The 22,281-nt window shown below is 68.0% G+C and carries 21 protein-coding genes and 5 pseudogenes; 13 read left to right on the forward strand and 13 right to left on the reverse strand.

Features of this window, described 5'->3' with window-relative positions; translation table 11 throughout:
* Window positions 1-91: 91 nt before the first annotated feature.
* The gene (locus ACF1FZ_RS34050) at window positions 92-739 is read right to left on the reverse strand and encodes a TetR/AcrR family transcriptional regulator (protein ID WP_391777240.1); all 648 of its coding nucleotides are present in this window, start codon (window positions 737-739) and stop codon (window positions 92-94) included.
* A 61-nt stretch (window positions 740-800) separates the two neighbouring features.
* Between ACF1FZ_RS34050 and ACF1FZ_RS34055 the strand changes: the two genes are divergently transcribed.
* On the forward strand, window positions 801-1,667 hold the full coding sequence (locus tag ACF1FZ_RS34055; protein WP_391777241.1) for an SDR family oxidoreductase: 867 nt from the start codon (window positions 801-803) through the stop codon (window positions 1,665-1,667).
* Window positions 1,668-1,766: 99 nt separating this feature from the next.
* Here the strand turns inward: ACF1FZ_RS34055 and ACF1FZ_RS34060 are convergent, their stop codons facing one another.
* Complete coding sequence (locus ACF1FZ_RS34060; protein WP_391777242.1) at window positions 1,767-2,213, reverse strand: Tn3 family transposase; 447 nt, start codon at window positions 2,211-2,213, stop codon at window positions 1,767-1,769.
* Between the two features lie 55 nt (window positions 2,214-2,268).
* Between ACF1FZ_RS34060 and ACF1FZ_RS34065 the strand changes: the two are divergent.
* A pseudogene (locus ACF1FZ_RS34065) lies at window positions 2,269-2,519 on the forward strand (IS110 family transposase); the annotation flags it as partial.
* 172 nt (window positions 2,520-2,691) lie between these two features.
* On the opposite strand, the gene ACF1FZ_RS34070 reads toward ACF1FZ_RS34065, so the two are convergent.
* Window positions 2,692-3,105, reverse strand: a complete 414-nt coding sequence (locus ACF1FZ_RS34070; RefSeq protein WP_391777243.1) for a hypothetical protein — start codon at window positions 3,103-3,105, stop codon at window positions 2,692-2,694.
* A 117-nt stretch (window positions 3,106-3,222) separates the two neighbouring features.
* Window positions 3,223-3,450, reverse strand: coding sequence for a hypothetical protein (locus tag ACF1FZ_RS34075; protein ID WP_391777244.1), 228 nt, complete (start codon window positions 3,448-3,450; stop codon window positions 3,223-3,225).
* Between the two features lie 300 nt (window positions 3,451-3,750).
* On the opposite strand from ACF1FZ_RS34075, the pseudogene ACF1FZ_RS34080 reads away from it, so the two are divergent.
* Together ACF1FZ_RS34080 and ACF1FZ_RS34085 are read left to right on the forward strand one after the other, a co-directional pair.
* Window positions 3,751-3,852 (forward strand): annotated as a pseudogene (locus ACF1FZ_RS34080) (XRE family transcriptional regulator); the annotation flags it as partial.
* A gap of 662 nt (window positions 3,853-4,514) precedes the next feature.
* A complete protein-coding gene (locus ACF1FZ_RS34085; RefSeq protein ID WP_391777245.1) occupies window positions 4,515-4,871 on the forward strand; it encodes a hypothetical protein in 357 nt (118 codons plus the stop codon).
* Here ACF1FZ_RS34085 and ACF1FZ_RS34090 read toward each other — a convergent pair.
* On the reverse strand, window positions 4,855-7,077 hold the full coding sequence (locus ACF1FZ_RS34090; RefSeq protein ID WP_391777246.1) for a helix-turn-helix domain-containing protein: 2,223 nt from the start codon (window positions 7,075-7,077) through the stop codon (window positions 4,855-4,857). The two genes, ACF1FZ_RS34085 and ACF1FZ_RS34090, sit on opposite strands and share 17 nt — an antisense overlap.
* 313 nt (window positions 7,078-7,390) lie before the next feature.
* On the opposite strand from ACF1FZ_RS34090, the gene ACF1FZ_RS34095 reads away from it, so the two are divergent.
* Window positions 7,391-7,615, forward strand: coding sequence for a hypothetical protein (locus ACF1FZ_RS34095; protein WP_391777247.1), 225 nt, complete (start codon window positions 7,391-7,393; stop codon window positions 7,613-7,615).
* 482 nt (window positions 7,616-8,097) lie between these two features.
* Here ACF1FZ_RS34095 and ACF1FZ_RS34100 read toward each other — a convergent pair whose 3' ends face one another.
* Window positions 8,098-8,445, reverse strand: a complete 348-nt coding sequence (locus tag ACF1FZ_RS34100) for a YrhB domain-containing protein (RefSeq protein ID WP_391777248.1) — start codon at window positions 8,443-8,445, stop codon at window positions 8,098-8,100.
* A gap of 464 nt (window positions 8,446-8,909) precedes the next feature.
* Between ACF1FZ_RS34100 and ACF1FZ_RS34105 the strand changes: the two genes are divergently transcribed.
* Window positions 8,910-11,111, forward strand: a complete 2,202-nt coding sequence (locus ACF1FZ_RS34105) for an RICIN domain-containing protein (RefSeq protein WP_391777249.1) — start codon at window positions 8,910-8,912, stop codon at window positions 11,109-11,111.
* 9 nt (window positions 11,112-11,120) lie between these two features.
* Here ACF1FZ_RS34105 and ACF1FZ_RS34110 read toward each other — a convergent pair whose 3' ends face one another.
* The 3 genes from ACF1FZ_RS34110 to ACF1FZ_RS34120 all read right to left on the reverse strand — a co-directional run bounded on the left by ACF1FZ_RS34110 (window position 11,121) and on the right by ACF1FZ_RS34120 (window position 13,157).
* Window positions 11,121-11,546 carry an integrase core domain-containing protein gene (locus tag ACF1FZ_RS34110; RefSeq protein ID WP_391777250.1) on the reverse strand — a complete coding sequence of 142 codons (426 nt, stop codon included), beginning with the start codon at window positions 11,544-11,546 and terminating at the stop codon, window positions 11,121-11,123.
* Entirely contained in the window at window positions 11,543-11,986 is a 444-nt protein-coding gene (locus ACF1FZ_RS34115; RefSeq protein WP_391777259.1) for an IS3 family transposase, read from the reverse strand. Before ACF1FZ_RS34115 ends, ACF1FZ_RS34110 begins: the two co-directional genes overlap by 4 nt.
* A 226-nt stretch (window positions 11,987-12,212) precedes the next feature.
* The gene (locus ACF1FZ_RS34120) at window positions 12,213-13,157 is read right to left on the reverse strand and encodes an NADP-dependent oxidoreductase (protein ID WP_391777260.1); all 945 of its coding nucleotides are present in this window, start codon (window positions 13,155-13,157) and stop codon (window positions 12,213-12,215) included.
* A gap of 114 nt (window positions 13,158-13,271) precedes the next feature.
* Between ACF1FZ_RS34120 and ACF1FZ_RS34125 the strand changes: the two genes are divergently transcribed.
* The 4 genes from ACF1FZ_RS34125 to ACF1FZ_RS34140 all read left to right on the forward strand — a co-directional run bounded on the left by ACF1FZ_RS34125 (window position 13,272) and on the right by ACF1FZ_RS34140 (window position 16,979).
* Entirely contained in the window at window positions 13,272-14,231 is a 960-nt protein-coding gene (locus tag ACF1FZ_RS34125) for a GlxA family transcriptional regulator (RefSeq protein ID WP_391777251.1), read from the forward strand.
* 855 nt (window positions 14,232-15,086) lie between these two features.
* The gene (locus tag ACF1FZ_RS34130) at window positions 15,087-15,389 is read left to right on the forward strand and encodes a hypothetical protein (protein WP_391777252.1); all 303 of its coding nucleotides are present in this window, start codon (window positions 15,087-15,089) and stop codon (window positions 15,387-15,389) included.
* Between the two features lie 184 nt (window positions 15,390-15,573).
* A complete protein-coding gene (locus tag ACF1FZ_RS34135) occupies window positions 15,574-15,696 on the forward strand; it encodes a hypothetical protein (RefSeq protein ID WP_391777253.1) in 123 nt (40 codons plus the stop codon).
* A 371-nt stretch (window positions 15,697-16,067) separates the two neighbouring features.
* A complete protein-coding gene (locus tag ACF1FZ_RS34140; RefSeq protein WP_391777254.1) occupies window positions 16,068-16,979 on the forward strand; it encodes a MerR family transcriptional regulator in 912 nt (303 codons plus the stop codon).
* A 500-nt stretch (window positions 16,980-17,479) separates the two neighbouring features.
* On the opposite strand, the pseudogene ACF1FZ_RS34145 reads toward ACF1FZ_RS34140, so the two are convergent.
* A pseudogene (locus tag ACF1FZ_RS34145) lies at window positions 17,480-17,698 on the reverse strand (IS3 family transposase); the annotation flags it as partial.
* Between the two features lie 226 nt (window positions 17,699-17,924).
* On the opposite strand from ACF1FZ_RS34145, the gene ACF1FZ_RS34150 reads away from it, so the two are divergent.
* The 3 genes from ACF1FZ_RS34150 (at window position 17,925) to ACF1FZ_RS34160 (ending at window position 19,713) form a co-directional block, all read left to right on the forward strand.
* Complete coding sequence (locus ACF1FZ_RS34150; RefSeq protein WP_391777255.1) at window positions 17,925-18,251, forward strand: transposase; 327 nt, start codon at window positions 17,925-17,927, stop codon at window positions 18,249-18,251.
* Window positions 18,252-18,360: 109 nt separating this feature from the next.
* Window positions 18,361-18,810: a DUF6069 family protein gene (locus tag ACF1FZ_RS34155; protein WP_391777256.1), complete on the forward strand. Its 450-nt coding sequence runs from the start codon at window positions 18,361-18,363 to the stop codon at window positions 18,808-18,810.
* A gap of 240 nt (window positions 18,811-19,050) precedes the next feature.
* Window positions 19,051-19,713, forward strand: coding sequence for a GPP34 family phosphoprotein (locus ACF1FZ_RS34160; RefSeq protein ID WP_391777257.1), 663 nt, complete (start codon window positions 19,051-19,053; stop codon window positions 19,711-19,713).
* Between the two features lie 15 nt (window positions 19,714-19,728).
* Here ACF1FZ_RS34160 and ACF1FZ_RS34165 read toward each other — a convergent pair.
* The 3 genes and pseudogenes from ACF1FZ_RS34165 to ACF1FZ_RS34175 form a co-directional block, all read right to left on the reverse strand.
* Window positions 19,729-20,591: pseudogene (locus ACF1FZ_RS34165) on the reverse strand (IS5 family transposase).
* Between the two features lie 19 nt (window positions 20,592-20,610).
* Window positions 20,611-21,621: a recombinase family protein gene (locus ACF1FZ_RS34170; RefSeq protein WP_391777258.1), complete on the reverse strand. Its 1,011-nt coding sequence runs from the start codon at window positions 21,619-21,621 to the stop codon at window positions 20,611-20,613.
* Between the two features lie 237 nt (window positions 21,622-21,858).
* Window positions 21,859-22,128 (reverse strand): annotated as a pseudogene (locus ACF1FZ_RS34175) (ABC transporter permease); the annotation flags it as partial.
* Between the last annotated feature and the right edge of the window lie 153 nt (window positions 22,129-22,281).

Genomic DNA, 22,281 nt, shown 5'->3' on the forward strand with positions numbered 1-22,281 from the left:
ATCCCACTCCGCATTCGTCAGATCACCACGGCCCATACAGCCAGCCTGGCCCCAACACCCCACCCGCGTCAGGAGATCCGAGAAACAGTGCCTAGGTAGTTTCGCCGGTGCCCACGACCAGGCGGACGAGGGTGTCGACGAGCTCGTCGGCGGTGGTGCGCCATGCGCCCTCGCTGAGGTGGCCGCTGAGTTCCATGTCTGCGATGCCGTGAGCACCGGCCAGTAGCAGGGCTCCGTAGTGGTGTGCGTTCCGCTCCCCTACGAAGGCGGCGACGATGGCCAGGAACTCGTCCTGAAAGCGCGCTGAGGCGCGGACGGCCGCGGCGGGGTCGCCCTCCGGTCCGCAGAGCTGGCGCATGACGCGGTCGAGCCCTTCACCGCTCTCTCCCGGTCCGTGCCCGGGCCGCTTGAACAACAACTGGTACCTGTACGGCTGGTCCCGGCCGACGCCGATGAGGGCGCGGAGAGCGCCGCACAGCTTCTCGGAGGACGGCAGGGCCGGGTCGGCCCGCAGGGCGTGCATCTGGTCGCCGATCCGTTCCCAGCTCTCGGTCGCGACGGCGTCCAGCAGGCTGTCCTTGCCCATGAAGTGCCGGTACGGCGCTCCCCGCGTCACACCTGCCCGCGCGCCGACCTCGCGCAGGGTGACGGCTTCGGGGCCGCCGAGGTCGAGGAGCTCGGCGGCCGCGTCGAGCAGAGCGCGGCGGGTGAGGGCGGCGGATTCCGCACGAGTGACCATGGCGCCCATCGTACATTCAGTTGACGTCGTCATCTGAATTGGTAACGTAGTTCAGGTGACAATGTCATCTGAACCTCAGAAGCTGATCGTCGTGACCGGCGCCTCCACGGGCATGGGCGCGGCGGCCGCCCGCGAACTGGCCCGTCAGGGATTTCACGTCCTGGCCGGCGTGCGACGCGCCCGTGACGCCGACTCCATCCGATCGACTGGCATCGAGCCGGTCATCCTCGACATCACCAAGCCCGAGCAGGTGGACGCACTCGCCGCGCGCGTCGCCGACGACCCGCGCACGCTGCACGCGCTCGTCAACAACGCCGGCATCCAGGTGAACGCCGCGGTCGAAGCCCTGCCACTCGCGGAGTGGCGGCGGGTGTTCGAAGTCAACCTGTTCGGCCACATCGCCGTTACTCAGGCGCTCCTGCCCGCACTGCTGCGCAGCAAGGGCCGCGTGATCAACATCAGCTCGGTCGGTGGCACGGCCGCCATGGCCACATACGGTGCGTACGCCGGCACGAAGTTCGCCCTGGAGGCGGTCAGCGACTCGCTCCGCCGTGAGGTCGCGCCGCTGGGCGTACAGGTGGTCGTGATCCAGCCCGGCGGCGTCCGCACGGAGATGGCCGCCCGCGGGGTCCAGGCGGCGAACGATCTGGCCGTCCGGATGACGCCGGAGCAGGACGAGCGTTACGGCAGCCTGGTCCAGGCGAACAACGAACTGATGGCCACGGGCACCGCTTCGGGCCTGACCGCCGACGCAGCCGCCCGGGTCATCGCGAAGGCCGTGACAACCCGCAAGCCGCGCACCCGCTACACCGCAGGCCGGGACGCCGCCCTGATCACCCGCCTGGTCCGGATCCTGCCCGACCGCACGCTCGACCGCATCCTCGCCGCTAACCTGCGCCGCCACTACCCGAAGGGAGCCATCGCTTGACGAGGGCTCCGCACCCGGCTCCGCCCCTTGTCATGGTGCGTCCACCGATGAGCTCACAGCCGACGGAATCCCGCGCGCCTGCCGCCCGGCTTCACCTGATCAGGCAGCTGTTCCGAAGCCCTCGGCGTGCAAGTCCTGGTGGCGGAGCCGGGTGGAGTCGACGTCGATTTTCGGGTCGTACGCCTCGGGCTGGACGCCGAGTTCGTGGGTGGAGTACTCGCCGAGCCGGTTGATGTGCTCGGTCAGGTACGGCGAGATGTGCGCCAGGTCCTCGGGACCGGTCTCCCGGCCTTTCTCCAGCGGCTGCCGCACGATCTCCGCGATGTCCAGGGCGTTGCGGAAGATCGCCGCGTTCGTGGGCAGGGCGTTGAACTTCATCGCCCTCTCCTGCTCGATCGGGTCGTTGCCGGCGATGACACCGCGGTTGCCGAACCCGATCCACTGGGACAACCGGTTCAACGACTCCACCTTGTTGGTCGCCGCCCTCACCCGCCGGCGCAGCGGCGCGTCCGAGAGACAGCGCAGCGGCTGCACGGTGCGGGTCACGCGGCCGACCTCGCGGAAGGCGGCATAGGCGGCGGTCTTCCGCGACCCCGAGCGCAAGACCAGCGGCAGTCTCCGCCGGCCACGGCGCTACAACCGCCGCCTCCAACGAGTTTTCTCCCTCTCCACGTTGTCCGGCATCCGCATGGCGATGAGTCCCGCCGGTCTTACGAACGCAAGCGAGCCGAAGGCAAGCGCCACATCCAAGCCGTTCTCACCCTGGCCCGCCGTCGCGTCAACGTCCTCTGGGCCCTCCTCCGCGACGGACGAACCTACGAACCCCTGCCACCTGCCGCTCTCGCGGCTTGACAGACCGTACGAGGAACCAGTGGCCATCCCGAAAAAGCTCAATGTACGACGGGAAGGGACACCGGCCGGGAGCGCGACGACGGCCCCGTAGCACTTCCGCTCGCGGGGGCCGTCGAATGAGCTGAGGGAGCCCCGGCCGGGGCGATGAGCCGTACGGCCGGGCGCGCGGTGGTCAGCCGTTGATCGGGAGGTCGTAGCGGGCCCAATGAGACCAGTTGCCGTCGTGGTCACGGTTGCGGCCCCAGTACTCCGCGAGCTGGTCGTAATAGAACACCCTGAAGGACCAGGGGTCGCTGGTTTCGTAGTCGTAGGCGTAGACCTTGCTCCACGCCTGTCCACCCATGGACATCCATCCCGACCAGTCCCCGTCGGAGTCGGTCCAGCGGGTCCATACCGCACGGTCGGTGCCGACGATGAATTCCTGCTTCGTACCGTTGGGCAGCTTGTAGTTGGTCACGCCATATTCGCAGAGGTAGACGCCGCCTCCGCGCGAGCAGTTACTCGCCTCGGCCGGCGTGGCAATCACCGAGACACTCGCGACCGCGGCGGCCACGATCACGGCTGCCTTCAACTTACGGACCAGCATGACTCTCTCCTTCGGACGTGCGGCCGACCCGTTCGGGCAGGCACGCGGTGTTGACAGCAGACTCTCCACCTCGTGGCCATCCTCATCTGGACACGACGCTGGCCAGAGAGGCAGCCCTTAGGCGCGCGGCGTCCGCCGACCCACGCTCCACTCGCCGAGCGGTGCGGCGAGGCCGGAACCGGATAGCTGGTGGCCGGAGACCACGGTCGCGTGCGGGGCGGGGGCGGAAACGGGCCGTCCGTGGTCCGCCTCGGACGCCTGGCCGGTGACCGCCGTCACGGCCGCGATGACGACGCCACCGGCCATGACCATGGCACCGGCAAGCGAGGTGATCTTCTGCTTCATGTTCGCTCGTACCTTTCGCTCTGCTCGACATTTCCCGCTTTTCGTTCCCGGACCACCGAGAGGGTCCAGGCGGGGGCGCTGTGCGTCGGTGATGGGGTTGTCCGCCGGTGCGGGGCGGCGCCCCTGTGGCAGGCCCAGTCGATCACGGTGGACGGGTACGGTCCCAGGCAATTCCACCTGCAAAAATACGGTCGGCCTTCTTCTGCCGGGCCTCGGACCTGCTGCACCGGCGAAGTTGCCGCTGTACCGTCGTGGCCGCGCTGCTGATGCCGGGTTATCCATCAGGGGTGGCCGCCGGCCTTGGGCATGTTCGGGGACGGCCCGGACGCTGCGGTGCAGAAGGCGCTCACCCGCCCTACGCCCAAGTCCGCGGGTGCGCAGATGCGCTACCTGGTCAAGGAACCTCTTCCATCCTGAACAGTCGCAGGTCAGCAGGGTGCGGGCGGCTTGGACGACGGTGTCGATCCGGCGGGTGGAGCGGCTGGCCCGTCGGAGGATTGGCCAGGACTCCAACTGTGCGAAGGTGCGTTCTCCCGAGGCTCCCGGTCTGGCGTGGTCGCGGTCGAACTGCTGGTGGGCACTGTCACGTTGACTGACCGGGTGGGATGATCTTCGGATTGATTACGGTGGGAGGGGGCGTCCGTGGGGAGTGCATCGGCTCCGTACAGGGGGCATCGGTTCCCGGTCGAGGCGATCTCCCCCTGTGCAGGGCTGTGGATTTAGGCGTAGAGACGATACCGGCCGCCGCCTTCCACTGCGGCTTCGCCGTCGAGACTCGCGGCGCTCGGCAGGAAGAACAGCCTGGGGAACGCGGCAGGAGCGGGCATCATGCTGCCCGGCTCGCGGAACCGAAGCCCCCCGTTTCCCTTGGTCAAAGACGCAGGGGAACTTCCCGGCAGCAGAGATCGGGCGCCCCGGCCCGGGGCAGGCAGACGGACGTCGCGGTGCAGGGCCCTGGCCCGGAACCGGTGCGCCTTCGCCCCCGATCGGGTGACACGTCCTCATCGATTTGATCTTGATGCCGTGCAATAGCGGCCGGGGGCTTCATCGCACGTCCGCGTGTCGTGACCACCGGCCGGAAGAAGAGAGGTGAGAAAGATGATCAAAAAGCGTTCACGAGCATTCTGACGGTCGCCACGCTGGTCGCGGGCTCGCTGATGACCGGGGCCGGCACCGCCGACGCGGCCAGCGGCAGGATCTGCTGCCAGGCGCGTGTGCGGACCAAGGGCCGGTTCCCCTGGACGCGCGACGCTGGGACCGCGAGCACCACCGGGCAGGCCCTTCACCTCGAGGCGCTCCGCGTCCGGGTGAGCACCGGGAGGGCCTGCTTCACCGCACGCCGCAGCCACTACGGCTGGGACGACCACGCCGAGTGCGTCGAGTCCGGCGAAGACCTGCCCGGCTTCAGGTGGGCGTCGTGAGGCGGGCGAGTGCCGCGTCGTAGCGTGTTTGGAGGGCCGCGTTCGGGGATACGCGCAGCAGCGCACCGAGGGCTCGTACTGCGCCGTCCTCGTTGCCGGACGATTCCGCCTCTCGGGCCACCAGGTCGAGTTGGGTGATGCCCTCGGCCTCGTTGCCGAGCCCGAACAGGGCTTCTCCCCTCACGATGAGGAGCAGGATCCGAGGAATGTCGGCCGTGGCCGAACGGTCGTCGAAGGCCAGGGCCTCGGTCGCGGTGTCGAGGGCCTCGCGCCATCTGCCGGCGTCGGCCTGGTGGCGGGCGAGGTGCTGCATGGTCAGTCTCTCGAGGACCCGGTCACCGGCTTTCCGCGCCAGCTCTACCGCCCGTTCACATCCCTGCGCGGCGCCGTCCAGGCTGCCGAGCGCCGCTTGTGCCATGGCCAGGGTGATCAGGGCGTTCGCCTCGGCGACTGTGTCGCCTGCCCACGAGGCGAGCGCGGAGGCGGCTTCCAGATGGGTGAGTGCCTCCGCGATGTGTCCTTCCTCGGTGAGTACCCAGCCGAGTACGTTCAGGACCCGCGCCTCGCCGTACTGGTCGGCGTCGGCTCGGGCCGCCTCGAGACCGGTCTTCAGGAGCGGGGCCCAGCCGTCGCGGACACGCCACACCATCAGCGGCCACAGCGTCATGACGATGCGCCAGGCCCTGTCGTGCAGGCCGGCGGCGTGCGCCGCGGACACCGCCTGCGTGAGGTCGTTCCTTTCGGTCGTGTACCAGGCCACGGCGGCGGACCGGTCGGCGAACTCCCGTATGACGGCGGGCGGGAGGTAGTGCGCAGGCATCGGGAAACAGTCCTCGTTGCCGGGCTCGGCCGCAGCGATTGCCGCGAGGGCCGTGGCGATGTAGTGGTCGAGCACGCGCGTGAGCCCGTTGGGCCCGGTGTCCAGGCTGCGTGCGTAGAGCCGCACGAGATCGTGCATCGTCCAACGGCCGGGCGCCGTCTCCGTGACGAGGTGCGCGACGGTCAGCCGTTCCAAAGACGCCTCGGCGGCGCCCGGGTCCGTGCCTGCCAGGGCCGCCGCAGTGTACCGGTCGACGTGCGTACCGGGGTGGCAGCCGAGGTGGGCGAAGAGATCGGAGACATCCCGGGGGAGCTGTTGCAGCGTCAGCCGTAGTGCCGCTCGTACGCTGGTGTCCTCCACCTCCAGCAGGCTCAGCCGACGGCTCTCGTCGGACAGCTCGGCGGCCATCGCAGCCAGCGACCAGGAAGGCCGTTGCGCCAGGCGGGCGGCTGCCACCCGCAGCGCGAGGGGCAGCCCGCCGCACAGCTCGGCCAGCCGTCGCGCGGCTGTCGGCTCTGCGAGCACCCGTTCCTCTCCGAGTACCTCCGCGAGGAGCATTGTGCCGTCCTGCGGATCGAACACGTCCACGGCGACGAGCCGGGCGGTGTCGGTGACGATGAGCCCTGGCAACCGGTGCCGGCTGGTGACGACGGTCACGCAGCGGCGACCGCTTGGAAGGAGCGGCCTGACCTGCTTGGAATCCCGCGCGTTGTCGAGTACCACGAGGAGCCGACGGTCGGCAGTGAGCGACCGGAACAGCGCGGCCGCGCCGTTCGCCGACTCCGGTATCCGGCCGTGCGGCACCCCCAGCGTCGGCAGGAACTCGCGCAGCACCTCTACGAAGGCCGGCTCGCTCGTGTCGCCGAAGCCGCGTAGGTCGGCATAGAGCAGCCCGTCGGGAAATCCGGCACGGCCGTGGTGGGCCCAGTGCAGCACGAGGGCCGTCTTCCCGACCCCGGCGGGCCCGACGACCAGACAGACGGGCGCCTCGCCTTCGGCAGCACGCGACAGAGCGGCCAGTTCCGCCGCCCGCCCGTGAAAGCCGCGCGGCGCGCGCGGCAGCAGGTCGGGTGCACCGGTCGGCGCGACAGCATCCGGTACGGCGGCAGGTGACGGGACGTCCGTCGCGGGGGCGCGGCGGGGACGGCCAAGGCTCGCGGTGTGCTCCAGCTGCCGGGCACCATCCGCGTCCAAGCCAAGGGCTGCAGCCAGCGCCTGCACGGTACGGCGCTGCGGCCCCCGGGAGTGTCCGCGCTCCATGTACGACAGCGCCCGCACACTCACCCCCGCAGCAAGCGCCAGCTCCTCCTGGCTCAGCCCGGCCCCCGTGCGAAGACCACGCAAAAGTGCTCCGAAGCCGCCGGTGGCCGGTGTACCGGTGTCCATATCTGGAAATCCCCTGGTCAGTGCGGTCCAGCCGGAATGTCGTACCTCTCCTGCAAAAGTATGCACCACATTACTTTTGCAGGTGAAAGGCACTGTTCCAGCCCTCTCCCACAGGGGCGGCCGGAGGCGACGCCGGTCCGGAGCCGGACCCGCCCTACCGGCCCGATCCTTCACTTCCTCGTGCTGCGGGTCCCTCGCCCGCGAGGGTCTGTGCCAGGCTGTCGGGGCCCCGCCATCTGCACGGCGCGCGGCCTTCCGCGGCGGGATGTCTGCTGCCCGTGCGTTGCTGAGGCCTGAGGGACCCGGAGGGCGTATGGAGGACTCTTCAGGGCATGGACTCCGGGCCGACAAGTGGGCGGCGAAGAAGGCTCCCTGCCAGGCCGTGGAAGCCGTATGCGGCTGGGACTACCCGACCTTGGACGAGAACCACCTGGTAACAGTCGTGCAGCAGCTTGTCACGGCCGCCGTCGCCGACGGTGGGAAGCGGGTCAGCGTGCCCTCGGCGATCAGGACCAGAAATTCTTCGTCGCCGTCCTGAACCACGTGACCCGGGGTGCCTGAGGACTCCGTGTTCGGCCCGGTGGCGGCGCTGTCCACGGTCGGCTCAGCCGGTACGGACAGCGCGCCCGACGGCCAGCGGATGTTGGGCCGTCCTGGACGCAGCGCCCCGGCGCCGCAGGACCGCGACGGCGTCAGGAGGAGGGCGCCGGCTCCTGTTTTGATGACTTTGTCGGGGCCGGGTGTGCGACCGGGACGTTTTCGGTGACGGTCGAGGACGACGAGGGTGGAGGGTGCGGGCGGGGTGTCTACGAGACTGGTTCGAGGGGCGCCAGCAGGTAGGCCAGGGCGCGGTCCAGCCGGGTGCGATCCATCGTCCGGACCTCATCGTGCAGATCGTCCACTGCGGTCCGCGTCACCTGCCCTCGGATACGGGCTCGGTAGTCCGCCCCCCCACGCGCCGGTGGCTGCGGACACGATACCGAGCTGGCGCAGACTTCCGTCGACACGGTCAACAAGGCACTACGGCCCATTCCCAGTCAGCATGAAGTCCGGATTCCGGGGGCGTAGATACTCCTCAGATGTCCAGGAAACGATCCATACCAGATCGTGCCACTCCCCATGCGACACGGTCATGCGCATCGGGTCTACCCCGACCGACAGTTCCCGCTGGTGGTCGCGTTCCAGCTCTTCCTCGACAATCCGAACCGCGTCATCTCGCTCAATCACCCGGGCGGCATCCCGTACGGTCTCGGATGGCGACCACCAGGTTTCCTGCTCGCTTCGCAGTTGCACAGACAACACCGAACGCTCGCGAACGGCGCCGACAGGTGCTGCTGGTTCTCCGAGCGGCGGAGTAGCGGCGATCACTCATAGTGACCGTCCTGCGGAAGTTGAACCAGAACCGCTACCGCTCGATAAAGCCAACGCCACGATGGGTGATCCAGCAGCCAATCTGACGCCGCGGGGGACTGCGGTGGGTGCGGGGGCGCCAGCGCCGGCACTTGCGTGGGGAGTGCCCGCGCGAATGAGTTCGACGTGAAGGGTTGTAGAGGGCGGGTGGCGCCTCTATCGTGAGGGATCGCTCCTGGGTGGGAGCGCTCCCATTCCTGCATTCGCCGTGTGCTCTTTGCGTACGACAGTGGTGAATCGTTTCATTCCCCGCTTCATGGGTGAGACCTGCGAGCGGAGTCCTCTGGAGAAGGAGCATCAAGACCGTGAAAAGGATCAGACCTCGCCAGTTCCGTGCGGTGTTATGGGCAGGGCTCGTGACACTGCTGTCCGCGCTTTTCGTCGGTCTGCCGGCGACGAGTGCGAGTGCCGCTGTGATCGATATGACGGCGCATTATCAGTTGGTTTCCCGGCACAGCGGGAAGGCCATGGAGATCGATGGTGGATCCACGGCCAATGGGGCCGCGCTGGTTCAGCGCACTCCTCGCCCGGTGACTCACCAGCAGTTCCAGTTCGTCGATGCCGGCGGTGGCCACTACCAGCTCCGGGCCCGGCACAGCGACAAGGTCTTGGACATCGAGGCGAAGTCCACCGCGGACGGTGCGAACGTCCAGCAGTACACCGCCAACGACGGATCCAATCAGCAGTTCAGCGTGGTCGACACCGACAGTGGCTTCGTCCAGTTGATCAACCGCAACAGCGGAAAAGCGCTGGATGTCTGGGAGCGGTCCACCGCGGACGGCGCCCGGATCTCCCAGTACGCCGACAATGATGGCGTCAACCAGCAGTGGCAGTTGGTGAAGGTCGGGGGCGGGTCAGACCCTGACCCCGACCCGGATCCGCCCGGTGACGGGCTGCAGATGGAGGATTTGAACCGGGGCCTGGTCTCGGTGCGATCCGGCTCGGGCAACCTGGTGTCCTGGCGACTGCTGGGCACCGAGGGTTACGCCACGGCGTTCAACGTGTACCGCAACGGCAGCAAGGTGAACACCTCGCCGATCACCAACTCCACCAACTATCTGGACAACGGCGCTCCAGCCGACGCCGCGTACACGGTTCGAGCCGTGGTCGGCGGCACTGAGCAGGCCGCCTCGGAGCCCTCGCTGCGTTTCACAGGCGGCAACTATCTCGATGTCCAGCTGCAGTCTCCCGGTTCCGGCTACACCCCGGCGGAAGCCAGCCCGGGTGATGTGGACGGTGATGGGCAGTACGAGCTGATCGTGAAGTGGGACCCGTCCAACGCCAAGGACAATTCCCAGGCCGGAGCCACCGGGAACGTCTACCTGGACTCCTACCGGCTCAACGGCCAGCGGCTGTGGCGCATCGACCTGGGTCGCAACATCCGGGCCGGCGCCCACTACACCCAGTTCCAGGTCTTCGACTACGACGGCGACGGCCGGGCCGAGATCGCCGCCAAGACCGCTGACGGTACGCGCGACGGACAGGGCACGGTGATCGGTAACGCGAGCGCGGACCACCGAAACGGTGACGGCTACATCCTGGCCGGCCCGGAGTACCTGACCATGTTCAACGGGCTGACCGGGGCCGCGATGGACACGGCGAACTACGACCCGCCGCGCGGCAACGTCTCCTCCTGGGGCGACTCCTACGGCAACCGCGTGGACCGCTTCTTGGCCGGCACCGCCTACCTCGACGGACAGCGGCCCTCGCTGATCATGGCGCGCGGCTATTACACCCGAGCTGTCATCGCGGCCTGGGACTTCCGCGACGGCCGGCTCACCCGCCGGTGGACGTTCGACTCCAACGCCTCGGGGAACTCCCGCGCGGCCGGGCAGGGCAACCACCAGCTGTCCATCGCCGACGTCGATGCCGACAGCCGCCAGGAGGTCATATACGGCTCCGCGACCATCAACGACAACGGCACCCTGATGTACGCCACCGGCTACGGACACGGTGACGCCCTGCACGTCGGCGACTTCGTGCCCTCCCGCGCCGGTCTGGAGGTTTTCACCATCCATGAATCGGGCAACCAGCCCGGCTCCGACCTCCACGACGCGGCCACCGGATCGGTCATCCACCGCACCCCCACCAGCGGCGAGGAAGGCCCCGGCCGCGGGGTGGCCGCCGACATCTACGCCGCTAACCCGGGCGCCGAATTCTGGGGCGCGGGACCGAACATGACCCAGTTGCGCAACTCCTCCGGCGGCAACGTCGGACGCAATCCCTCCTCGGCGAACTTCCTCGCCTGGTGGGACGGCGACCCCGTGCGCGAACTGCTCAACGGCACACAGATCGACAAGTACGGGACCGGCGGTGACATCCGCCTGCTCACCGGTAGCGGCGTGGCCTCCAGCAACGGCACCAAATCCACCCCCGTCCTGTCCGGTGACCTCTTCGGTGACTGGCGGGAAGAAGTCATCTGGCGCCACTCCGGCAACAACGCCCTGCGCATCTACGCCACCTCGGCCTCGACCACCACCAAACTCCACACCCTGGCCCACGACGCCCAGTACCGAGTCGCCCTGGCCTGGCAGAACACCGCCTACAACCAGCCACCCCACCCCGGTTACTTCCTGGGCGCCGACATGACCAGGCCGCCCCAGCCCCACGTCTACGTGCGCTGACCCGCCCGATCACCTCATGTGAAAGTGGAGCGTCTTCGCGGGCAGGCCGCCCCGCGAAGACGCTCCACCCGCAGCGAACCGTTCCGGCTTCGGTAGCGACTTCAGGTTGTGGTGATGACCTGGGGTTTCGGGGTTGCGCGGTAGATAGGTGGTCTCGTGTTCGACGGGTGGGATGTGTCCTATTTCACCGTGGAGCCGGCGGTGGCAGTACCAGTCGATCCACTCGGCGGTGGCGAGTTCGACCTGGGAAAGGGTTCGCCAGGGCCGTCCGGGCTTGAGCAGCTCGGTTTCGAACAGGCCGATCGTGGACTCGATGAGGGCGCTGTCGTAGGCGTCGCCGACCGAACCGATCGAGGCGGCGATGCCGGCGGCGTTCAGGTGCTCGGCGAACCGGAAACTCGTATATTGCGACCCGGCCTCGGAATGGTGTATCAACTCACCCCGTTGGTAAGGCTGTACATTGCGGTCGCGTTGCCACCGGGCCACGTCCGGGGCGTCCAGGACGAGCCGTGCCTCCCTCGCCGTGGCGGCGGATCAGCCGACGATCCGGCGGGAGAAGGTATCCACGACGAAGGTGACGTAGACGACTGACGACCAGGTTCTGACGTGGGTGAAGTCGGCGGCCCAGCAGCGGTTCGGGGTCGGTGCGACGAAATTGCGGTCCAGCAGGTCCGGTGCCGCTCGACGGAGCTCTCCGGGATCGTGGTGATGATCTTCTTCCCGCGGACGGCACCGGCGACACCGAGCTCGCGCATGAGTCGTTCGACGGTGCGCCGGGCCACGATGTGGCCTTGGCGGCGCAGCTCACGCCAGACCTTCTTGGCCCCGTAGACGCGGTGGTTGACCTCGAAGGCCTGCTGGATGAGCGGTTTCAGCTCGGCGTCGCGGACCGTGCGGGCCGACGGGGAACGGAGTCGGGTGCGGTGGGCGTAACAGGTTCATCCGCGTCTTCAAACGCTCGGGTGCCGCCGCTCGCGACCGGATCCGGCCGGTGGGTGCGAGCGGCGGACGACGAAGCGCCCAGAGGCATTCACCGCATGAGCGCACCGGCCGGTGCCCCGCCCAGGACACCGGCCGGTGAGTTCCGCCGGACTGCCGGGGTCAGGACCCTTGCGGTTCGACGGTGAGCACGAGCTTGCCCGTGGTCCGGTCTGTCTCTCCGAGAGTGTGCGCCGCCGCCGCTTCGGCGAGGGGGAAGACGGCCTCGATGTGGGCGCGCAGCGAGCCGGCCTCCACGAGGTCCGCGATCGCCTTCATGCCCGCGTGGTCCGCCTCGACGAGCAGGGTTTCGACGCGCACACCCAGCTCGTCCGCCCGCGCGGCCTCGTCCGGGTCCGTCCCCGGCAGGAGGGACACGAGGACGCCGCCGGGGCGCAGAATGCCGAGCGACCGGGCGCGGGTATCGCCGGAGAGGGGGTCGAGGACGACGTCGATGTCCTGGAGGACTTCGGCGAAGTCGACGCTGCGGTAGTCGATCACCTCGTCGGCGCCGAGCGAGCGGACGAAGTCGTGCTTGGGAGCGCTGGCGGTGCCGATGACGTACGCGCCGCGGGCCTTGGCGATCTGGACGGCGAGATGGCCGACGCCACCGGCGGCCGCGTGGACGAGAACTCGCTGACCGGGACGAATCCCGGCGGTGTCGACGAGCGCCTGGTACGCGGTGAGGGCGGCGAGCGGGAGGGCCCCGGCCTGAGTGTGGTCGACGCCGGCGGGTTTGTGGGCGAAAGCGCGTGCCGGAGCGGTCACGTACTCGGCGTGGGAGCCCACCCCGTACGGGTAGGGGAGCATGCCGAAGACCTCGTCGCCGGGCTTGAACAGGGTGACGCCGTAGCCGACGGCTTCGACGATTCCGGAGACGTCCCAACCGAGGACGAGCGGCAACCGGTCGACGAAGCCGCCGCCGGCCCGGTGCTTCCAGTCGGTGGGATTGACGCCGGCCGCGCGTACGGCGACCGAGATCTGGCTCAGTCCGGGCACGGGCTTCGGCAGGCGGACTTTCTTGAGGACGTCGGGGGCGCCGTGGATGTCCTGGCTGATGGCGTGCATGGTGGCGGCGGCCGGGGCGGTGTTGTCCGCTGTGCTATGGCTCATGGGTCCAGCGTGGCGGACCGGCCCGTTCCGTGCCATGGCATGATTGCCATCTTTCGATAGGATCCTGCCATGCGACATGTTCACCGCGTCGTCGTCCTCGCACTGGACGGCGTGTACCCGTTCGAGCTGGGCATTCCGAGCCGGGTCTTCGGAGCCGCAGACGGCTGGTACGAGGTGGTCACCTGCACCGTCGACGGACACCCGGTACGTACGAACTCCGATTTCTCGGTCCATGTCGAGCACGGCCCGGAGGTGCTGGCCACGGCGGACACCGTCGTGATCCCACCGTTCGACACCTCACTCATCACGAGGGAGGTGCCACCAGCCCTTGCCGGAGCCCTGGCCTCCGTTCCGGCGGGCGCGCGCGTCGTGTCGATCTGCACCGCCGCCTTCCTCCTCGCGGCCGCCGGACTGCTCGACGGTCGCCCGGCCACCACGCACTGGGCGCTCGCCCGCGTTTTCCAGCAGTGGTTCCCGCACATCGCGCTCGATCCGGACGTGCTCTTCGTCGACGACGGCGACGTGCTGACATCAGCGGGCGCCGCCTCAGGGGTCGACGTCTGCCTGCACCTCGTACGCAAGGACCACGGCACCGAGATCGCCAACCGTGTCGCGCGCGCCTGCGTCGTACCGCCATGGCGGGACGGCGGGCAGGCGCAGTACATCGAGCTGCCAGTGCCTGAGGCCTCGGCGAACGGAACCGCGTCCACCCGCCAGTGGGCGCTGGAGAACCTGGGCGAGCCGCTGACCCTGGCCGAACTTGCCGGCCACGCCCGCATGAGCATGCGGACCTTCGCCCGCCGCTTCGGCGAGGAGGTGGGCATGAGTCCGGGGCGGTGGTTGATCCAGCAGCGCGTCGCCAGGGCACGCCACCTGCTGGAATCCACCGACTTCCCCGTGGACGACATCGCCGCCCAGGTCGGCTTCGGTACGGGTGCGTCGCTGCGCCAGCACCTGCACACGGCCATCGGAGTGACCCCGCTCGCCTACCGGCGCACCTTCCGGGGCGTACCGGCGGACATCCACTGAGTGCGAGCGGGCGGGAAACCGAGCGGGGGAGAGAACGCCCGTTCGCCGCACCGCCCATGATGAGAGGTCGTTAAGTCCGATCTTTCTTAGTTCGTGATCACTCGTTCGTGGCGCTGGTGGCTATCAAGTCTTATCGGTGGGCATGCTCATGCAGAGGTTCGTTGCATGGAGGGAGAGCCGTATCCGAGAGACTCGGCGGATGTGCAATGGGCGTTGATCGAGCCGATGATCACGGCGTGGAAGCAGGTGCGGGTCGCACGGTCAACGACCGGCGATCCCAGGGGCTGCGATCTCCGCGACGTCGTGAACGCGAGCTTCTACCAGAACCGGACGGGCTGACAGTGGCGCTATCTGCCCCATGACCTGCCGGCCTGGTCGGTGGTGTTCTACTACTTCACGCTGTGGCGAGAGGACGGGCTCGACCAGCAGATCCAGGAACTGCTGCGCTGCCAGGTGCGGGGAAGGCCTGCCGATTAGAGGGCCCGCCCCTCCCCGCCCCCGTGGTCATCGACACGCAGTCCGTGCGCGCGGCCGCGGCAGTCCCGAAGACCACGACCGGCCTGGACGCGAACAAGAGGACTCCGGGCCGCGAGCGGATACTGGCCGTCGACGTCCTGGGGCTGATCATCGGCGTCGTCGTGCTGGCGGCCTCGGCTTACGCCAACGCCGTCGGCAGGGGGCCCTGCTCGGCCAGGCGCCGAGCGATGCGGAAACCGCCTGGAGAAGGCCCTGGTGGACCAGGGGATCAAGGACGAGGTCGTCATCCACGACGCGATGCTCGACATCACCGTCGACGTCGTCCGCCGCAACCCCGCCGGTCAGGGCTAGGGCTTCGTCCCGCAACCGAAGAGATGGATGGTGGAGCAGGTCAACGGCACGTTGACGTTGCACCGGCGTCTGGCCCGCGAGTACGACCACCGGCCTGACAATCAGGCCAAGGCTGCCACCCGGACCGGCGAACTGCGTGACCAGATCGAGCACCTGAACGCTGACCTGCCCGAGATCGAGGCGCGTCTGGCGGAACTCGTTACGACCCACAAGCTCATCGCAGAACTCGCTCCGAACGGGACCGAGCCCGAACCGCTTGAGTTGACCACCACCTACCAGGTCGTCGCGAACGCCTTCACGCCCACCCCGATCGGCCGTCCGGGTTCGTGATCTACACGAACTCCTCGGCACGCGCACCAACGACCCGGCCATGAACGTCACCCGCAGCCGCCTCTGACGCCAAGGCTTTCTCGCCCAATCCGGAACAGGCCACTACCAGAAACGGACTTAACGACCTCTGACATGTGAGGTAATCGCGGCTCCGGCCACTCCCGGCCAGGTCCGGTCGCTGTTCATGTCCCCGGAACCGGATTGCCCGACCGTGCCCGCCTTCGGCTTCACCCATCTCCGCAGGCGCCGTCATCACTTCGACGTCACCGAGTACCTGGAGCGCATCCAGGCAACCCTCGACCCCTGAGGGCAGCTTCGTCATCCACGGCCCGCCGACCGAAGTGCTGGAGGGGAACTGGCCCGGCACCATGGTGTTGATCGAGTTCCCCGGCCTGGACGTGGCTCCTGGTACGACTCCCCGGCGTACCAGGAGATCCTGCCGCTGCGCAGCGAGCACATCGAGGGAGACCTGCTGCTGGCCTGTGAACGCAGCCGGCCTCGCCTGTGCCGGTGGCCGGCCGAGGAGGAGTCCTGCGCGCAGAACTGCCGTCGAGGCTCACGCGGAGAGGGCGTCCTCGACGGTGGGGAAGAGCCGCATGAAGCTGGGGTTGCACCTTCCGTAGCGGCATGTGGTCCGATGGACTTACGTCCCGGTCCTTTGAGGAAAGGTCCCTGCTCATGCGTTCGTCCTTCATGCCGCCCCGCCAGGTCAAGATCGGTGACGCGGCGGTCTTCGCCGGCACCACTCCGCGGGCGATTCGCCATTACCACGAGATCGGCCTGCTTCCCGAGCCTGAGCGCGGCGCTGATGACCGCCGCCGCTACGCGTACGAGGACATGATCCGCCTGCTGTGGGTTCGCAAGATGGCCGACGTCGGGATCGCCCTGGACGACATCCGTGACGCCTTTACCACCGGCACGGCTTCCGCCGGTGCGGACAGCAGAGACGGTATCGCGGGCATCCTGGAGCGATTGGAGGAAACCCTTGCCGAGCAGGAGGCGGAATTGCGGCGGCAGCGGACCGCCGTGCAGCGGATGCGCACCGAAGGCAGCCGGATGGGCCTGCTCTCCGACTTCGTCACCGAACGCCTCAAGAGTCTGCCCGAGGGCTCCCTGCGGCAGGCGGACCTGGACAGTCTGCTGGTCACTGAGCGGGTCTTCGGCCCGCTCGGCGCGGCCGTCCAGGCCACCCGCTTCGTCGCCCTGGCCACGCATCCCACCCTGCGGGAAGATTCCGACCGCATCGATGACGCCGAGGAGGCACTCGATGACAGCGTCGCCGTCGATGATCCGCGGGTGGCTCAGGTGGCCGTCGAGCGGCACGTCTTCGAAAGCGCCCTGCAGGCCGTCATCGAGGAGTCCGGCCTGGGTAAGGACGACGATGATCTCTTCGACGTCTGGGACACCTTGCACCCTGCTACCGCCGATGACGGCGAGGACGAGGCCGACGTCGGCTCCGGCAGGCGGGAGGCCGACTCCATGAGCGTGTTCGAAGCCACCGGCAAGATGCCCTACGACTTCTCCCCAGCCCGCCTGCGCTGTATGGAACTGGCCGAAGAACTATCAGCCCAAGACTCACCCGCCGCATAAACCGCAGGCACTGCACCTAAATCACCGGTATTGTGTCTAATCGTACTACTGTTACGAGTTCTCCACCGTGGCGGTCATGCCCTCCCTGATCGCGGTGAAGGGCGTGCTGCGCGCCTGGGTCCCGGACGCGGGCATAAGCCGCTGTTCCAGCTCATCAAGCAGGGTTTGGGCGTGGGCATCCTGTCAAAACGGCAGGCGGAACACCTGACTACGACCGCAAGACCCGCAACGGCATGGTGCACGGCCAGACCACGCACGCGGTGATGCTGCCGGTCACGGCGGCGGAGATGGTGACCGTCTCGGTCGCGATCGTCTCCGAGCTCTGCGCCACTGTCCGTTGATGTCGAACCCGGACTGTTTGTCAGCGAAGTTGGACGGTCGGAGGTCCAGTCCTTGGTGTCCGTGGCCTGCAGGGCATCGACGATGAGCGCAGGGCTTCCCCCGTGAGGGTGGGCGCGCGGCTATTGGTCACGCGGCGAGCAGGACCTTAGCGGTGTGGTGCCGGCGTCACTGTAGTCGTGAGCCCCCTGGAGGGTCTCGCGTTTCAGGGGTGCGTGGAAGCTTTCGCAAGCCGCGTTGTCGGCGCTGGTGCCGACCGCGCCCGTCGACCGGGTGAGTCCGAGCCGGCCGCAGAGACCGTGGGCCCCGTGGTCGGAGTGGAACACGGGGCCGTCCGGGCTGCCACGGTTCGAGGTCGCCATCCGCAGCGCATCGGCGACCTGACCACCACACCAATGGTGTCCGTCAAAGCGGAACAAGCTCACCCTGTACGACGGCGAGGTACTGTCCACGGACGCCCTCTCCCAGCATGACCCACCAAAAGATCATCCCCCGGTCAGCCAACGTGACAGTGCCTCGTCAACGGCTCGGCACCGAGGCATTCAGCTGGACGCTGTTTCTCGAAACTCCTGACGTAACTGGGGCGTTGGCGTCAGGATGGGCCACATGGACCGTGGGGATCCGGCGAACGTGGAGTGGGAGCGGTTGAAGCCTCCGCTGCTGTGCGGTGACGCATGTGGTGACCGGTGGATTGATCACCGCCGGGTCATCAACCGGGTGCTGTACCGGGTTCGCACCGGCGTCCAGTGGCAGGATCTGCCGGATCGGTCCGGGCCATGGAGAACCATCCGCAAACGACATCACCACTCGTCAGTGGACGGTACTTGGGCGATGATCCTGTCGCGGATCCGGGGTGTTGAGGGCGCCGCAGCCCGGGTCGGCCCGTATATGTCGTTGGACTCCACCACGGTCCGCGCTGCATTCCCACCATGAGGAGGCCCAGACCATTCCGGTCAATCCGGTGCTCCTCGTCCCGACCGTAAATAATCCACCTGCCTTTTCCCCTCCTGCCGCGACCACCGGAACCCCGATTGGACGACTCGTGCCGACCCAGTCCCCGTCTCCCGCTGCTCATCCGTCCGCTGCCCGACCCGCCCCGCTGAAGATCGTCGGCCTGCTGGCAGGCGCGATCGTGGCCTCCTGTATCACCAACGCCATCATCGCGGCCCTCGCCCTCGCCGCCGGGGCCTCCGACGACTTTCAGCCCTTGCAGCCCGTCGCCTACATAACCTTCACCCTCCTCGGCGTGCTCATCGGCGCTGCAGGCTGGGCCCTCATCCGCCGCCGCGCAGACGCCCACAAGCGCCTGCGCATCCTCGTCCCCGTCGTTGTCCTTCTCTCCTTCATCCCTGACCTGGCCATGCTCGTCAGCGACTACAATCCGCACGCCGACGCGACGGGGGTCATCGCCCTGTTACTCATGCACGTCGCCGTCGCCGCATTCAGTGTCTTCGCCTTCCAGCGCGCCCTGCCCGTCAGCGGCCGGGACTGATCCCTGCCTCACCTCGGACGGCCTGATGCTCTTGCACTCCGGCCTCGGAGGACACCGGTACAGCCGTTGGCGCCGAGATTGATGATGAGGTCTAGGCCGTTTCGTTTGGATCAGATCAATGGACCAGGCCTGAGCTGAGAGAGAAGCGGCCCGGGGCCGAAATCAACGGGGGAATCTCTTGGCGGCTCCGGGCGTCTGGTCATGAGAGCGATCACGGGGCGTATGTGAGGGGGACTGGGTATGGCGATCACACTGGCCGAGGAGATCATGCTGCTGTCACTGGACGATGAGTCCGGGTCGGCGAAGCAGCGGCAGGCTGCTGGGTGGGCGGTGGCGGGAGGCATTCTGCTCGAACTGGTTCTGGCCGGGCGGGTGTCCGTTGCGGGCAAGTACCTCGAGCTGACAGACACGGTGCCGACCGGGGACCAGTTGCTCGACAGCCGGACGGCACTGATCGAGACGTGGCTGCGCGGTCGCACGAAGCGACGGGTGACGGAGTGGCTTACGAAGGACCAGGCCAAGGCCGTCGGTGCGGCTCTGGAGAGCTTGTGCAAGCGCGGAGTGGTTGTGGAGGAGAAGCACAAAGCGCTCGGCATGTTCCCAATACGGCGCTACCCCGAGGCCAATGGCGCCGTTGAGACCGAGTTGCGGGAACGGCTCGGCGCCGTCGTACTTGGCGGGGCCGAGCCGGACACACGGACGGCGGGCCTGATCGCGTTGATCCACTCCGCCAGGCTGCATCGCCTGGCCTTCCCCGACAGCCCGCGCAAGCAGGTCGCCGCGCGGATGGAGGACGTGGCCGCCGGGCAATGGGCGGCCGAGAGCGTCCGTTCTGCCATCCGCGACATGCAGGCGGCGATGGTCGCGGGCACCGTGGTCACGGTCGCCACGGCCGGGAGTTAAACCATTGCTTTCGGATCATCGGGCCGACCAGATGAAGATGCCTGCGATGTGGAGTCCGGCGAGGTGGATGGTCGCGGTCTTCTCGTAGCGGGTGGCGATGCCGCGCCATTGCTTCAAGCGGTTGATGCACTGCTCGACGGTGTTGCGCTGTTTGTATGCCTCGCGGTCGAAGGCTGGTGGACTGCCGCCTCGGTTGCCTCGCCGTCGGCGGTTGGCCAGCTGGTTCGCCGGGACGGGGATAACTGCGCGGATACCGCGCTTGCGCAGGTGCTCGCGGATGGTGCGCGAGGAATAGGCCTTGTCGGCCAGGACCACATCGGGCCGGGTGCGGGGCCGCCCGCACTGGCGGGGGACCCGCAGCCGGGCCATCACGTCCCCGAAGGCGGGCGCGTCACCCGCCTGTCCGGCGGTCAGAACGAAGGCCAGGGGCCGGCAGCGGCCGTCAACTGCGAGGTGGATCTTCGTACTTAGGCCACCGCGGGACCGGCCGATGGCATGGTCGTCCGGCTCGCTGGCTGGGTCCCCTTTTTGCGGGCCCCAGCCGCGTGCTGATGAGCGCGCACGATCGTGGAATCCACCGAGACCGCCCAGTTCAGATCCTCGTCGGCGTCGGCCTGGGCCATCAGCGCGGTGAAGACACGCGCCCAGGTGCCGTCGATGGCCCACATCCGCAAGCGGTTGTAAACGCCTCTCCAGTTGCCGCACTTCTCCGGCAGGTGCACCCACGGCGATCCGGTCTGGAACTTCCAGGCAATCGCATCGATCACCTCACGGTGGTCACGCCACCGACCGCCACGCCTCGGTGCCCGGTCCGGCAACAACGGCTCAATCTGCACCCACTGCGCATCAGTCAACGGCACACTCAGACCAACGATCAGATGATCCGAACGAAACGGCCTAGCTGCGGATCTCCGTGTTCGGGTGGGGCTGGGCCCGGAGGCGTTCGCGGAGGTCGATCTCCTCGGGAGTGAGCGGGTCCCCGGGCCGGCGGATGCGGACGGGCTTGGGCCGCACCGGCAGGCTGTGGTCCGCGGCGGCTTCCTCAGCTTCGGCGAACGCTCGGTAGCGCGAGGCGGCCGAGGGGGTTCTTGCCGGTGCTCTTGCCGGTCTTGACGCCCAGCTTCTTGGCGATCTCCGGGACGGGGCGCCCTTGTCCTTGAGTGCGACGGCGAAGGTGAGCATGTCGTCGTCGACGGCCTTCGGCCTTCGGCCGTGGTTGCCCTTGGCCGCTGCGCTGACCTGGCCTTCGAGGGCCTTCTCCCGGATGTAGTTGTGCTCGATCTGCCCGGCCACGGCGAGCACGGCGAAGAACATGGCGCCCATGCCGCCGGGGTCGTAGATGCCGGTGAACGGGCCGGTGAGGAGTTCGAGCTGGACGCCGCCGGCCTGAAGCCCGGCGGACAGCGTCATCAGCTCGGCGGCGTTGCGCGCGAGGCGCTTGAGCTCGTGGACGGTGAAGATGACCGGCGTCTCGGGGGCGGCCTCTTTGAACTGGCGGGCCAGGGCAAGTGCCTTCTCCAGCCCGGGCCGCACCTTGATGCGGGTGCTGATCTGCTCCTTGAGGGCTTTGCGGCACTCCGCCCGGTTGAGAGCTTCGAGCTGGCTCGCCAGCTCCTGCCGGGCGGTCGATGTCCTTGCGTACCCGATCCGGACTGGCCACTCGGCACGGGGCGCGGGCGCGATGGCGAGCGCCGGACCCTGCTTCCACTCGCGGCCCGGGTACCGGTCGGCGGGCACGGGGATCTCCAGTTCTTCGCGGAGTGCGGGGACGAGGACGAAGCACGGGGTGCGGTACTTCGCGGCGATCTTCCCGCCCCGGGTGCGGCAGGGGCTACCGGCGGGCGCGCCACAGTTCGGGCAGTTGCGACGCTCTACCGCCAATGTTGCCTGATCGGACGTGAGATCCATGCCGGGACTCTCTCGGAAGTACCTCGCACAACGTGTGGGTTTCGAGAGTTTTTCGCGAGTGACGACCTGCGGAAACGTGATCACTTCCGGCGCTCTCGCAGAACCCTCGCAGATGTTCATTTGTGAGAGCTGTTGCCTGCCATGTGCCCGCCCAGAGGGCGAAATTCAGGCCTGATCACCCGTGTGCCTACTCATGGCGCCGCCCCTGCCGCGGGGCGAGTACCGGTTACCGCGTTCTCAGGCATCACGTCGGCGCATTGTCCACCGACCGGCCAGGAGCGCGGCTGCCGCCCACAGCGCAGTCACGGCGAGACCTGTCCAAGGGCCAAAACCTCCTGCCGGGTCCTGGTGGAGCACTTGTTGTCCGGCACGGTCGGGAAGACAAGCGGCGGCGCCCTCGGCGAGGCCTCCGACCACGAAGGACACGACCAGGATGAAGGGGATGAGCAGGCTGAGCACCGCGACGGCGCTGCGCAGGAGGAAAGTAAGTCCCGTAGCAAACAAGGAGCCATTTCCAACCTGACGGGTGGTTGGACGGGCGACCCCGGCGGTGGACATGAAGAAGGCTCCTGGTAGACGGGTTCACGACCAAGATCACCAGTCCGCCAGGAGCTTTCGCGTGCTTGTCTACCCGTCCGGCATCGATCTGTCCAGCCGTAC

The organism is Streptomyces sp. NPDC014623, from assembly GCF_043088245.1.
GTDB lineage: Bacteria > Actinomycetota > Actinomycetes > Streptomycetales > Streptomycetaceae > Streptomyces.

Coding starts and splice junctions, on each gene's coding strand:
- ACF1FZ_RS34105 (WP_391777249.1), top strand. CDS start 8,910: ATGACGGCGCATTATCAGTTGGTTTCCCGGCACAGCGGGAAGGCCATG.
- ACF1FZ_RS34125 (WP_391777251.1), top strand. CDS start 13,272: ATGCGACATGTTCACCGCGTCGTCGTCCTCGCACTGGACGGCGTGTAC.
- ACF1FZ_RS34140 (WP_391777254.1), top strand. CDS start 16,068: ATGCGTTCGTCCTTCATGCCGCCCCGCCAGGTCAAGATCGGTGACGCG.
- ACF1FZ_RS34095 (WP_391777247.1), top strand. CDS start 7,391: ATGGAGGACTCTTCAGGGCATGGACTCCGGGCCGACAAGTGGGCGGCG.
- ACF1FZ_RS34090 (WP_391777246.1), bottom strand. CDS start 7,077: ATGGACACCGGTACACCGGCCACCGGCGGCTTCGGAGCACTTTTGCGT.
- ACF1FZ_RS34055 (WP_391777241.1), top strand. CDS start 801: ATGTCATCTGAACCTCAGAAGCTGATCGTCGTGACCGGCGCCTCCACG.
- ACF1FZ_RS34070 (WP_391777243.1), bottom strand. CDS start 3,105: ATGCTGGTCCGTAAGTTGAAGGCAGCCGTGATCGTGGCCGCCGCGGTC.
- ACF1FZ_RS34150 (WP_391777255.1), top strand. CDS start 17,925: ATGGACCGTGGGGATCCGGCGAACGTGGAGTGGGAGCGGTTGAAGCCT.
- ACF1FZ_RS34050 (WP_391777240.1), bottom strand. CDS start 739: ATGGTCACTCGTGCGGAATCCGCCGCCCTCACCCGCCGCGCTCTGCTC.
- ACF1FZ_RS34135 (WP_391777253.1), top strand. CDS start 15,574: ATGTCCCCGGAACCGGATTGCCCGACCGTGCCCGCCTTCGGCTTCACC.
- ACF1FZ_RS34120 (WP_391777260.1), bottom strand. CDS start 13,157: ATGCACGCCATCAGCCAGGACATCCACGGCGCCCCCGACGTCCTCAAG.
- ACF1FZ_RS34130 (WP_391777252.1), top strand. CDS start 15,087: ATGGTGGAGCAGGTCAACGGCACGTTGACGTTGCACCGGCGTCTGGCC.
- ACF1FZ_RS34160 (WP_391777257.1), top strand. CDS start 19,051: ATGGCGATCACACTGGCCGAGGAGATCATGCTGCTGTCACTGGACGAT.
- ACF1FZ_RS34170 (WP_391777258.1), bottom strand. CDS start 21,621: ATGGATCTCACGTCCGATCAGGCAACATTGGCGGTAGAGCGTCGCAAC.
- ACF1FZ_RS34075 (WP_391777244.1), bottom strand. CDS start 3,450: ATGAAGCAGAAGATCACCTCGCTTGCCGGTGCCATGGTCATGGCCGGT.